Origin of the sequence: Microbacterium karelineae, from assembly GCF_009745985.1 — a bacterium.
Lineage (GTDB): Bacteria > Actinomycetota > Actinomycetes > Actinomycetales > Microbacteriaceae > Microbacterium > Microbacterium karelineae.
In genome coordinates this window covers 274,268-285,892 of record NZ_WFIX01000191.1, presented here as the reverse complement: position 1 = coordinate 285,892, position 11,625 = coordinate 274,268, and the positions used below count along the sequence as shown (strand labels likewise).

8 protein-coding genes are annotated in these 11,625 nt (G+C 72.5%); 4 read left to right on the top strand and 4 right to left on the bottom strand.

Annotation, left to right across the window (positions count from 1 at the left end; translation table 11 throughout):
* Positions 1-33: 33 nt before the first annotated feature.
* Positions 34-1,053: an endonuclease/exonuclease/phosphatase family protein gene (locus tag GB932_RS17825; protein WP_156762037.1), complete on the bottom strand. Its 1,020-nt coding sequence runs from the start codon at positions 1,051-1,053 to the stop codon at positions 34-36.
* A gap of 104 nt (positions 1,054-1,157) precedes the next feature.
* On the opposite strand from GB932_RS17825, the gene GB932_RS17820 reads away from it, so the two are divergent.
* Positions 1,158-2,009 carry a PHP domain-containing protein gene (locus tag GB932_RS17820; RefSeq protein WP_156762036.1) on the top strand — a complete coding sequence of 284 codons (852 nt, stop codon included), beginning with the start codon at positions 1,158-1,160 and terminating at the stop codon, positions 2,007-2,009.
* Positions 2,010-2,053: 44 nt separating this feature from the next.
* Here GB932_RS17820 and GB932_RS17815 read toward each other — a convergent pair whose 3' ends face one another.
* Complete coding sequence (locus GB932_RS17815; RefSeq protein WP_156762035.1) at positions 2,054-3,457, bottom strand: DEAD/DEAH box helicase; 1,404 nt, start codon at positions 3,455-3,457, stop codon at positions 2,054-2,056.
* A 167-nt stretch (positions 3,458-3,624) separates the two neighbouring features.
* On the opposite strand from GB932_RS17815, the gene GB932_RS17810 reads away from it, so the two are divergent.
* Positions 3,625-4,338: a ferritin-like fold-containing protein gene (locus GB932_RS17810; RefSeq protein WP_156762034.1), complete on the top strand. Its 714-nt coding sequence runs from the start codon at positions 3,625-3,627 to the stop codon at positions 4,336-4,338.
* On the opposite strand, the gene GB932_RS17805 is transcribed toward GB932_RS17810, so the two are convergent.
* Positions 4,339-4,623 carry a hypothetical protein gene (locus tag GB932_RS17805; RefSeq protein WP_156762033.1) on the bottom strand — a complete coding sequence of 95 codons (285 nt, stop codon included), beginning with the start codon at positions 4,621-4,623 and terminating at the stop codon, positions 4,339-4,341.
* 7 nt (positions 4,624-4,630) lie between these two features.
* The gene (locus GB932_RS17800; RefSeq protein ID WP_156762032.1) at positions 4,631-4,852 is read right to left on the bottom strand and encodes a DUF3107 domain-containing protein; all 222 of its coding nucleotides are present in this window, start codon (positions 4,850-4,852) and stop codon (positions 4,631-4,633) included.
* A gap of 135 nt (positions 4,853-4,987) precedes the next feature.
* Between GB932_RS17800 and GB932_RS17795 the strand changes: the two genes are divergently transcribed.
* Complete coding sequence (locus GB932_RS17795) at positions 4,988-8,224, top strand: ATP-dependent helicase (RefSeq protein WP_156762031.1); 3,237 nt, start codon at positions 4,988-4,990, stop codon at positions 8,222-8,224.
* Positions 8,221-11,625 (top strand): ATP-dependent DNA helicase, encoded by a 3,405-nt coding sequence (locus GB932_RS17790; protein WP_156762030.1) that lies wholly within the window; start codon positions 8,221-8,223, stop codon positions 11,623-11,625. The genes GB932_RS17795 and GB932_RS17790 overlap by 4 nt, the downstream gene beginning before the upstream one ends.

The following is an 11,625-nucleotide window of genomic DNA, read 5'->3' as shown; positions in this document are numbered from 1 at the left end:
GTGTCTCACCGTGCGCGGTGGGAGTCGCCGAGGTCAGCTCGCCGGTTCGAGCTGCACGACGAGCGGGCGATGGTCGCTTCCCGCATCGTCGACGTTCGTCAGCACGACCGATCCCGTCGCCTCCCATGACGCCGAGGTCAGCACGTGATCGATGGGGGATCCGAGGATCGTGGGGAGGAAGGTGGGCCACGTGCCCGCCGCGCCGTTGCCGGTCTGCGTCGCCGCGTCGCGGCACCAGCCCATGTCGTTGTCGTTCTCGCCCAGCGCGGCCATGTTGTCGATCGTCGCGTTGAAGTCGCCGAGCATGATGACGTCGCCCTCGACGCACTGATCGGCGAGCCAGCGCAGATCGCTGCGCCACGCGTCCATGTACTGGGGCTGCGGGGCGACGGCGTGCGCGGCGACGACGATGGGACCGGAGCCGTCGACGGGCATCGCGACGGCGGATGGCAGCATGGTCGTGCCGTCGCTCGACGCCTCGATGACGGCGTAGTCGCCGAGATGCGGCGAGATGAGCAGCGTGGTCTGCCACGCCTGGGGGCCGTACTCGACCTCTTCGTTGTAGGCCTCGGTGTGCACCCACATCGGGTGGCCGAGCTCGCGCATCAGCACGGCGACCTCCTCGCCGACGCCCTCGGCGGTCTCGGGGAGCGCGACGATGTCGGCCTCCATCGCGACGGCCGTCTGCGCGATCGTCTCGGCGCCCGTGGCGTTGCCCGCGGTGTTCCACGTCATGACGCGCACGCTCGTCTCCTCCTTGTCGGGGAGCGAGGCCGCGCCGTAGCCGCGCAGGCCGAGCAGGACGCCGCCGCAGATCGCCGCGAGCACGCTGACGATCGCCATCGACAGCGCGAATCCGCGGAGGCGGCGCGATGCGGCGAACAGGAGGAACACGACGGCGAGTACCGCGAAGACGGCGACGACGGATCCGCGCAGCGCCGCGACGTGCGCGAACGGGAGGGTCTTCTCGAGGCGGAAGAACTGGGGCCACGTCACGATGGCGGCGGCGCACGCGAAGAGCACGGTGATGAGGACACCCAGCGAGCGCAGCACGGGGCGAGCCTACGCAGAGGTCCTGGGAATATCCGCAGTCGACGGCGTGCGGAGGCTGGGCCCGCGCGCCGACGCGCCGCACCCCCGGCGCGTAGGATCCTCTCGTGCCAGCGCCTCTTCCATCACCCGCCGATCTCCACGTGCATTCCACGTGCTCCGACGGGACCGAGGCGCCGCGAGAGGTCGTCCGGCAGGCCAGAGCGGCCGGCCTGGGACTCATCGCCCTGACCGATCACGACACGGTCGGCGGATGGGAGGAGGCGGCCACCGCCGCGCGCGCGACGGGCATGGGGCTCGTGCCGGGCGCCGAATTCTCGGCGAAGCAGCGGGGGCGCGGCGTGCACGTGCTCGGCTACCTGTTCGACCCGACGGACGCGTCGCTGGCCTCGCTCATGCGCCGCGTGCGCGACGATCGACTCGGCCGGGCCGAGCGGCTCGTGGCGAATCTCTCCCGTGACTTCCCCGTCACCTGGGGCGACGTCCTCGCGCAGCGCTCAGGCGACGCGACGATCGGGCGCCCGCACATCGCCGACGCGCTCGTCGCGGCGGGGCTCGTGGCGGATCGCGATGAGGCCTTCCGCGGCCCGCTCCACCCGGCGGGAGCGTACTACGTCGGCCACTTCGCGCCGGACCCGATCGACCTCGTCCGCGCGATCGTCGCGGCGGGCGGCGTCGCGATCATCGCGCACCCCGCCGGCAGGGGGATGCTGCCGGACTCCGCGATCCGGGCGCTGATCGACGTGGGTCTCGCGGGCTTCGAGCTCGGGCACCGCGAGAACACGGCGGCGGGGACGGCGCACCTCCGTGAGATCGCGGAGGCGCACGGCCTCATCGTGACGGGATCCAGCGACTACCACGGCGCGGGCAAGCCGAACGCGCTCGGCGAGAACACGACGGATCCGGCGATGGTCGCCCGGATCCTGAGCGCCGGCACGGGCTCGGAGCCGATGCTCTGACGGCGAGGGGGCGGCCGCTGCTCGGCGACCGCCCCCTCGAACGCTCAGGCGCCCTGCTGCGCCTGACCGGAGGTGCGGCGCCGGCGGCGACGGCGGCGCGCCGCGGCGGGCTTGCCGTCGTGGTGCTCCTTGCCGGTCCCGTCGTGGGTGCCCTCTCCGGCCTGCTTCTCGGTGGCGCCATCCGCCTGGCCGCCCTCGGAGGAGCGGCGGCGACGGGGACGGTCGCCGCCGGCCGACTTCTGCGCGTCCCTCTTCGCGGGCGCCTTCGCGATGCGGCCCTTCGTCCCCTCGGGGATGTTCAGCTCCTCGAACAGGTGCGGGCTGGTCGAGTACGTCTCGATGGGCTCGGGCTGGCCGAAGTCGAGCGCGCGGTTGATGAGCGCCCACTTGTGCAGGTCGTCCCAGTCGACGAACGTGACGGCGATGCCCTCGCGCCCGGCGCGTCCCGTCCGTCCCGCGCGGTGCAGGTAGGTCTTCTCGTCGTCGGGGATCGTGTGGTTGATGACGTGCGTGACGTCGTTGACGTCGATGCCGCGCGCGGCGACGTCTGTCGCGACCATGACGTCGCGCTTGCCGGCCTTGAACGCCGCCATCGACCGCTCGCGCTGCTCCTGGCCCATGTCGCCGTGCACGCCGCCGACGGAGAAGCCGCGATCGCCGAGCTCGTCGACGAGGCGCTGCGCCGCGCGCTTCGTGCGCGTGAAGATCACGCTCTTCCCGCGGCCCTCTGCCTGCAGGATGCGGCCGATGATCTCGTCCTTGTCGAGCTGGTGCGCGCGGTAGATGATGTGGCGGATGTTCGCCTGGGTGAGCCCCTCATCGGGGTCGGAGGCGCGGATATGGATCGGGTTCGACATGAAGCGCCGGGCGAGCGCCACGATCGGCCCCGGCATGGTCGCGCTGAACAGCTGCGTGTGGCGCTTCTGCGCGACCTTCTGGAAGATCTTCTCGATGTCGGCGAGGAAGCCGAGGTCGAGCATCTTGTCGGCCTCGTCGAGCACGACCTCGGTCGCGTTCGAGAGGTCGAGCAGACCCTGGCCGGCCAGGTCGATGAGGCGACCGGGCGTGCCGACGACGATCTGCGCGCCCGCCTTCAGCTGCTCGATCTGTCCCTCGTATGCCTTGCCGCCGTAGATCGCGACGACGCTCGTCGATCGACCCTGGGTGAGAAGGTCCATGTCCTCGTACACCTGCGTTGCGAGCTCGCGCGTGGGCACGACGATGAGGGCCTTGACACCGGGCTCGGGGTCGAGGCCGAGTCGCTGGACGACGGGGATCCCGAAGCCGAAGGTCTTGCCCGTCCCCGTCTTCGCCTGGCCGATGACGTCCTGGCCGGGGAGGGAGATGGGGATCGTCTGCTCCTGGATCGGGAACGCGTCCGCGATCCCCTTCGCGGTGAGCTGGTCGACGATGTCCTGGTCGATCGAGAGATCGGAGAACGATGTCATGTCTGAGAACTGCCTGTCTCGGGGGAGCGGCGCCCGTCGGGGCGCGGCTGCCGCCGTTCGTGACGTCCACGCCTCCACGTATCTGCCACAGGCGCGGGGCCCCGATCCTGTGCCGGGGCTGCGACCAGCGTACCCGCCTGGCCCTGATCGACGGATACGCTGGTGCCGTGGTGAACTGGTTCCGGCGGCGGCGCCGCCCCGTGCGCATGCTGCGACTGCGCTCCCGGGGCGAGCGCCGCGACGCCGTCCGCGTCGACTTCTCGGAGCTCGCGCCCGATGTGGAGGTGTTCCTCGGGCAGGCCGCCTACCTGCAGCTGGGGTACTTCGAGACGCTGACCCGGCTCATCCGACGCACGCCCGACCTCGGCGAGAAGGAGGCGCTGTCCCTCGCGGCGGGGGCCGCGCTGGCCAAGCACCGCGGGATCGTCGAGCTCATCCGCGATCGCGGCGCGGATCCCACCGATCTCATGGAGCCCTTCCGCGCGCCGCTCGATCGGTTCCGCCGCGCGACGATCGGGGCCAGGCCCCGCGAGACGATGCTCTCGGTGCACATCACGGCGGGCATGCTCGACGACTTCTATCTGGCGCTCGCCTCGAGCTATGGCGAGACGGGCAGGCGCGCGGCGCGCGTGCTGCGCGCGGGACACGACCGTCAGCAGATCGCGGACATCCTGGCGGAGACCATCGGCGCGGATGACGAGATGCGCGGTCTGCTGTCGATGTGGGCGCGCCGACTCGTCGGCGACACGCTGCTCGTCGCCCGCGCCGCGCTGCGCCCCTCGCGCCTGGATATCGAGGACGAGCAGAAGGTCGAGCCCGTCTTCACGGCGCTCGTGTCGGCGCACTCGGAGCGCATGGACGCGCTCGGGCTCTCCGCCTGATCAGATGTGCAGACGCTCGCGTTCCGCGGCATCCGCGCGACGGCGGGCGTTGACGATCGCGAGCGTGGCGGCGACGGAGATCGCGGCGGGCGCGATGAGCGCGATGAGCCACGTCCACCCGCTCGACTCGCCGAGCGTCCAGGTGAGGGCCGCGTAGATGACCGCCGCGCTGCCGACCGCGATCGCGGCCGGCAGCGTCGCTCCCCGCAGGTCGCGCCCCGGCAGCGCGAAGTGCGCGGCCGTGCCCGCGGCAGCGGCGACGATGAGGGCGAGGAGGATGTACATCGGCGTCTCAGGCGACGAAGCCCACGCGGCGCGTCTCCTCGGAGCCGACCTCGACGAACGCGAGGGCGCCGAAGGGGACGATGTAGGTGGTGCCCTTGACGTCCGTGAGCGAGAGCGCGGACTCCTTCGTGAGCGCCTCGTCGACCTTGGTCGCGACGGCGTCCGCCGTCTCGTCGGAGGTGAAGCTGAGCTCGCGGCCGGTGTTCATCATGCCGATGCGGATATCCACGGGATCGTGCCTTTCGTCGCGCCAGTCGCCCCGTTCGGGGCCACCTCAACTCTATGACAGGCGGGGGAGCGGGCGGCGCCGCGCACGCTGACGGCGAACGCGGGAATGTCGGACCTCCTCGGTAGCGTGGTCGGCATGCCCCAGCAGACCCCGTGGGATCCCGATCAGCAGGCCGTCCTCGCTCTCGCGCCGGACGCGAGCGGCGTCGTCATCGGCGCGCCCGGCAGCGGCAAGACGTCGGTCCTCGTGGAGCGCGTCGCGCGCCTCGTGGGCGGCGCAGCCGCGGCGTACGGGGCCGATCAGGTGCTGGTCCTCACCCCCTCCCGCGCGTCGGCGACCCGGCTGCGCGATCGGCTCGGCGTGCGCATCGACGTCGCGACCCCCGGTCCCCTCGCGCGCTCGGTCGGGTCGTTCGCGTTCCAGATCGTGCGCGGCGAGGCGATCGCGGGGGGCGAGTCCTCGCCAGAGCTCCTCACGGGGGCCGAGCAGGATCGGATCCTCGCCCAGATCATCGAGGGCGACATCCTCGACGGGCGCATCTCCTGGCCTGAGCACCTCGGCCCGACGGTGCGCCGCTCGCGCGACTTCCGCTCCGAACTGCGCGGCTTCCTCGACACGGCGGTCGAGCTCGACGCCTCGCGCGACGAGCTGAGCGGCCTGTCGGAAGGCGCGTGGGCACCCGTCGCCGCGCTCCTCGCCGAGTACGCGTCGGTCGTGCAGAATCTGCGCACGGACGCGCTCGACGCCGCCGAGCTCGTGAGCGGCGCGGTGCGCGCGCTGCGGGAGGGGCGGGAGCTGCCGACGATCGAGCGGCTGCGGGTGGTGCTCGTGGACGACGCGCAGGAGCTCACGCGCGGCGGCGTCGCACTCGTCGAGGCGCTGCGGGCGCGGGGGATCGCGGTGCTCGCGGCCGGCGACCCCGATATCGCCTCCGGCGCCTTCCGCGGCGTCACACCCGAGCTCTTCGCAGGCCTTGCGTCATCGCTCGGCGGCGTGCAGGTGCTGGCGCGCCAGCACCGGCAGAGCCCGGAGCTCACGTGGCTCGTCCGCCGGATGACGCAGGCGATCGGCGCGGGCGGCAGCGTCGAGCACCGGCGCGCCCCTGGGCCGGAGCCGGCGGCCTGGAACGACGTGGCGGTGATGAGGGCGGCCTCGTCCGGGGAGGAGTGCGACCGGATCGCGCGCCGGCTCCGCGAGCTGCACCTGATGGAGGGGGTGCCATGGGGCGCGATGGCGGTGATCGCGCATGACACCCGGCAGCTCGTCGCGCTCGAGACCGAGCTGGCGGCGCGCGATGTGCCGACCCGAGCCGCCGGCGTCCCGCGGCCTCTCGGCAGCGAGCGCGCGGTGCGGCAGATCATGGAGATCGTGCGGCTCGGGCTCACGCCCGCCGCGCAGCGCGACGATGAGGCGGTCGTCGACGCCCTGCGCTCGCCCTTCGGCGGCTTCACGGGCGTCGCGCTCCGACGCCTGCGCGGCGGCCTCCGCCACGCCGAGCTGGCGGACGGCGGCGCGCGCCCGGCTCGTGAGCTGCTCCGGGAGGCGTTCGCGCACCCCGCGCTGTTCGCCCCGCTCGACACGGCGGAGGGGCGCTCGGCCGAGCGCTTCGCGACGACCCTCCGCGAGGTGGGCGAGATGGGGGCGCGCGGTGCGACGGTGCACGAGCTCCTCTGGCACGTCTGGGACAGGGCACGTGGGCTCGACGGCCGCCGGCTGTCCGATGTGTGGCGCCGCATCGCGACCTCGTCCGGGCCCACCTCCGGCGAGGTCGCCCGCGCGCTCGATGGGCTCGTCTCGCTCTTCGACGCGGCCAAGCGATCGATCGAACGCGATCCGCACGACGGTCCGCAGCGATTCCTCCGTGAGATCCTCGACAGCGACGTCCCGGAGGACTCCCTCTCGGCGCCCGAGCGCGGCGCGACCGTCTCGCTCCTCACCCCGGCGAACGCGCTCTCGACGGAGTTCGAGGTGGTGGTGATCGCCGGCCTGCAGGACGGCGTGTGGCCGAACACGCGGCTGCGCGGAGGCCTGCTCGGCTCGTGGCGGCTGCCTGGCGCTCTCCTGGCCGCACGGGAGGGGCACGATCCCAGCGACGGTCTCGACCAGCTCGATCGCCGTCGTCAGGCGCTCCATGACGAGCTGCGGCTCTTCGTGAGGGCGCTCTCGCGTGCGCGGTCGCGCCTCATCGTCACCGCCGTCGACGACGACGACGGCGCACCGAGCCCGCTGCTCGCCTACCTGCCGCCCGAGGAGCCCGCCGAGGCCGAGTCGGACCATCCGCTCACACTCCGCGGGCTCGTCGCCCGGCACCGTCGCGTGCTCACGACCTCAGACGACCCCGGCGCACGGGCAGAGGCGGCGGGGCAGCTGCGGATCCTCGCCGACAGCGGCGTGCCGGGCGCCGACCCCGACGAGTGGTACGGCGTGCGGCCAGCGTCGACGACGGCGCCGCTTCGCGACCTCGAGCGGGAGCCGGTGCGGGTCTCGCCGTCGCAGATCGATGGCTTCGAGGAGTGCGGGCTGAGCTGGGCGATCGCGGCGCTCGGGGGCGATTCGATCACGTCGCCGAGCGCGGGCCTCGGAACCCTGCTCCACGCGGCGCTCGAGCGTGTCCCCGACGGCGGGATCGATGCGATGCGAGCGGTCGTCGACGAGCGGTGGGGCGAGCTCGACTTCGAGACGGCGTGGATCCGCTCACGAGAACGGCGGCGCATCGACGAGTACATCGAGAACCTCGACGACTATCTCGCGCGCACCCGCGCGGAGGGCGGGCGCGTGGTGGCCTCGGAGGCGCCCTTCCGCTTCGCGATCGCCCTCGACGAGGAGGACGACGCCGACGCGCGGATCGTCACGGGCGACGATCTGAGCGGACCGCAGCGCGCGGTGATCTCGGGTGTGATCGATCGTGTCGAGACGTATCCGCGCGGCGCGGGCGAGCATGCGCCCGCGCGCGGCCGCGGCTTCGAGGCGATGCGCGCCGCCGACGGCGATGCGCTCGAGCGCGTTGTCGTCGCCGACCTCAAGAGCGGAAAAGGCGAGGCGCGGCTGAGCGACGACAAGGTGGCCGACGACGCACAGCTGGCCGCCTACCAGATCGCCGTCGAGAGCGGCCTCATCGAGGGCGCCGACGCGCGCGCTGTCGCCGGGGCGCGCCTGATCGTCGTCTCCAAGGGGCTCAGATCGAGCCGGTACCGCGTCGCGCACCAGCACCTGCTTGCAGGAGAGGCACGCGCCGCGTTCCTGCGGCGCGTCGCCGAGGCGGCGCGCGGCATGTCGGCGTCGAGCTTCCAGGCATCGGCCGAATCGCACTGCCGCGGCGGCATGTTCGCGCCGGTGTGCCGGATCCACACGATCGGAGCGGTCAGCGCATGACCCGTACGACGCCCCTCGACCTCTCGGCCGACCTCATCTCGCGCGCTCTCGGGCTGTTCGCGCCGACGCGCGCACAGCGCGCCGTGATCGAGGCGCCGCCCGAACCGGCGCTCGTGGTCGCCGGCGCCGGCAGCGGCAAGACCGAGACGATGTCGGCGCGCGTGGTGTGGCTCGTCGCGAACGGGCACGTGCGCGCCGACGAGATCCTCGGGCTGACCTTCACGCGGAAGGCCGCAGGCGAGCTCGCCGAGCGGATCGCCCGCCGACTCGACGAGATCGACGAGTTCGATCGCCGCGGCCTGCTCCCTCATCTTCCCGAGATCGTCGAGAGCCGCGAGTTCGCCCGCATCGCGGATGCCGCCGCGCCGGCCCAGCGCGCGGCCGTGCGTCGCGAGGTCCTCGACGGCTTCGCGTCCCGGTTCGGCACCGACTCGCGCGCGTCCGAGGCCGACGACCGGCTGCTCAACCGACCCCGTGTGTCGACCTACAACGCCTTCGCCGACTCGGTCGTGCGCGAGAACGCGGCGCGCATCGGCCGAGATCCCGATGCGGGAATGCTCAGCGGCTCGTCAGCGTGGGTCGTCGCGCGGCGGGTCGCGATCGCGGCGGACGGCGTCGGCCTCGAGGATCTCGACAGCGGCCTCGGCGAGATCGTCCGAGCGATCCAGAACCTCGCGGGTGCGCTCCTCGACAATCGCACGGCGCCCGACGCGGTGCGCCGGTACGCGGCGGCGCAGGCGGCCGCGTTCGCAGCATTCGTCGACCCGACCGTGTCATCGACTCGGCCCTGGGAGAGCGCGCACGCGGCGCTCAAGGCCCTGCCGGTGCTCCTCGACCTCGTCGCCGAGTACGACGCCGAGAAGCAGCGCCGCGGCGTGCTCGACTTCGCCGACCAGGTGTCGGGGGCGCTCGACGTCGTGGAAGCCGCTCCGGACGTCGCCGACGCGCTGCGAGCGCAGCACCGTGTCGTGCTGCTCGACGAGTACCAGGACACGTCGGTCCTGCAGACGCGGCTCCTCTCCGCCCTGTTCCGAGACACGGCCGTCATGGCGGTCGGAGACCCGAACCAGGCGATCTACGGGTGGCGCGGGGCGAGCGCCGACAACATCCACGCCTTCGCCCACGACTTCGCGCGTGCCGCGCCGACACACAGCTTCGATCTCATGACGAGCTGGCGCAACGACCGGGTCGTGCTGCGCGCCGCCAACCGGCTCGTTCGCCCGTTCGCGCGCCCTGATCGGCCCGCCGTGCACGAGCTCGAACCCCGTCCAGGGGCCGGCGAGGGCCGCCTCGACGTCGTCTTCGCCGAGACGGTCGACGAGGAGGCTGAGCGGGTCGCCGACTGGTTCGTCGAGCGCCGTCGCGAGCACATCGTCGAGCACGCGGCGGGCGCGCCCCATACCGGCGCGATCCTCTTCCGCTCGAAGAAGCACATGCAGCGCTTCGCCGACGCCCTCGCGGCGCAGGGCGTGCCGCATCGCATCCTGGGGCTCGGAGGCCTCCTCGCTGTCCCCGAGGTGACCGACCTCGTGTCCGCGCTGCGCGTGCTCCACGACCCGTCCGAAGGATCGTCGCTCATCCGCCTGCTCGTGGGCCCGCGGTTCGCGGTCGGGCTCGCCGACATGGGGGCGCTGCACGACCTCGCCTCCGAGCTGTCGCGGCGCGACGAGTCGCTCGCACCCCTGCCCGACGACGTGCGGCAGAGAGTGCGCGAATCGGCGGGGATCGATGAGCAGGTCTCGATCATCGACGCTCTCGACTTCGTGCGCACGGCGCGCGAAGGCTATCGCCTCCTCGGTGCGTTCAGCGACGAGGGACGCGCCCGACTCCGCGAGGCGGCCGAGATGTTCGATCGCCTCCGCCGGGCGGCCGGTCAGCCGATCCCCGATCTCCTGCGCATGATCGAACAGGAGCTGCGCCTCGACATCGAGCTGGCCGCGAACGAGACGCGTGGCTCGGCCCGCACGGCCTCCGCGCAGCTGCGGGCGTTCGCCGACGAGGTGCGCGGCTTCCTCGCGGTCGACGAGCGCGGCACCATCGGGAGCGTCCTGGCATGGCTCGACCATGCCGAACAGGCCGACGACCTCATGCCGCACACCGAGCCGCCGGAGCCGGGCGTCGTCCAGCTGCTGACGATCCACGGCTCGAAGGGGCTCGAATGGGACGCGGTCGCCGTCGTACGGTTGGTCGAAGGCGAGCTCCCGGGCTCGCCCAAGAACGTCATGGGCGGCTTCGCCTTCGGGCATCTGCCGTACGTCTTCCGCGGCGATGCCGCTGCTCTGCCTCGTTTCGAGTGGCAGGCGCCCGCCATCTCCCTCGATGGCGCCGAGAAGAAGGCCGCCGAGAAGGAGCTCCGTCGCGCCTTCGACGAGTTCAAGTCCGCGGGACGCGCGCACCAGGGTGACGAGGAGCGCCGTCTCGCGTATGTCGCTGTCACGCGGGCGCGGGGTGATCTGCTGCTGACCGGATCCCACTGGGCCGGTCAGTCGAAGCCGCGACGGCCGAGTGTCTTCCTCGACGAGATCCTCGACGAGCTGGCGCGCGAGCCGATCGAACCCGTCGGCGACGAAGCGGAGAACCCCTACGCCGGACACGCGACGACGCTCGAATGGCCGCTCGACGCGCTGGGCGCGAGGCGGTCGCGTGTCGCGGAGGCCGCCGGGCTCGTGCGGGCGGCCGGATCGACCGAGCCGACCCCGGAGCTCGCGCGACTGCTCGCCGAGCGAGAAGAGGTCGCGCGCGGGGTGTCGGCTGCGGTTCCGACGCGCGTGCCCGCGTCGAAGTTCAAGGACTACGTCGTCGGATTCTACGACGCTCTGGGTGACCTCGTGCGGCCGATGCCCGAGCGGCCCTACCGGCAGACACGGCTCGGCACGCTCTTCCACCAGTGGGTCGAGAAGCGGTCCGGCGTCTCGGGCCCCGCCGTGTCCGTGGACGACGCGCTCTGGGACGTCGACGACGAGGGTGAGTGGAGCGGGACGGCGGTCGCGAGCGCGGAGGACGAACGGGACCTCGCGCGTCTGCGCGCGATCTTCGAACGCGGCGAATGGGCCGCGCTCAGGCCGATCGAGGTCGAGACGGAGGTCGACTTCGCGCTCGAGCTGGACGCCGGCGATCCGCACATCATGATCTGCAAGCTCGACGCGGTCTACCGCCGCGGCGATCGCATCGAGATCGTCGACTGGAAGACGGGGAAGGCACCGTCCACCGCGAAGGAGCGGGAGGAGCGCATGCTGCAGCTCGCGCTGTATCGGCTCGCCTACCATCGTCGCCATGGCGTGCCGCTCGACGAGATCGATGTGGCGCTGTACTACGTCCCGGACGACCTGGTCCTGCGCGATGATCGGCCGATGGGCGAGGCCGAACTGATCGAACGGTGGCGCGCGGCGCGGCAGGGGTGA

Bases quoted from the DNA above. Each gene is read 5' to 3' on its own strand.
- GB932_RS17815 (WP_156762035.1), bottom strand. From the start codon at position 3,457: ATGACATCGTTCTCCGATCTCTCGATCGACCAGGACATCGTCGACCAG.
- GB932_RS17805 (WP_156762033.1), bottom strand. From the start codon at position 4,623: ATGTACATCCTCCTCGCCCTCATCGTCGCCGCTGCCGCGGGCACGGCC.
- GB932_RS17795 (WP_156762031.1), top strand. From the start codon at position 4,988: ATGCCCCAGCAGACCCCGTGGGATCCCGATCAGCAGGCCGTCCTCGCT.
- GB932_RS17790 (WP_156762030.1), top strand. From the start codon at position 8,221: ATGACCCGTACGACGCCCCTCGACCTCTCGGCCGACCTCATCTCGCGC.